The sequence below is a fragment of the Acinetobacter psychrotolerans genome, assembly GCF_048552595.1.
Lineage (GTDB): Bacteria > Pseudomonadota > Gammaproteobacteria > Pseudomonadales > Moraxellaceae > Acinetobacter.
Window position 1 is genome coordinate 1 of record NZ_JBIMDK010000075.1, and the last position, 259, is coordinate 259.

General features: G+C 36.3%; 1 protein-coding gene. It reads right to left on the reverse strand.

Translation table 11 applies throughout. The features are described from left to right. On the reverse strand, window positions 1-180 hold a 180-nt coding region (locus ACG94X_RS16895; RefSeq protein WP_419384814.1), incomplete at its 3' end, for a sodium/glutamate symporter. Window positions 181-259: the final 79 nt, after the last annotated feature.

Sequence of the window (259 nt, forward strand, 5' to 3'; positions counted from 1 at the left end):
GCTAAAACCCCAAAAGCTATGTACCAGTAGTGATACAACTGCCGCAACCAAGCCTCCAGCTACAGGTTCTGGAATATTATATGTACTTAGAAAATCAATTTTATTGACTAAAAACCGTCCAAGCAAAAGTACAATAACCGCTGCAATGAGCGTATAGAAAGCATTAAAAGTAAAGTCCATGGTAAGTATCCCAACGGTAAAATACCTTTTGTCCTATATTTGAATGATCTTAATTTGATAACCACATCTGAGTTTGATG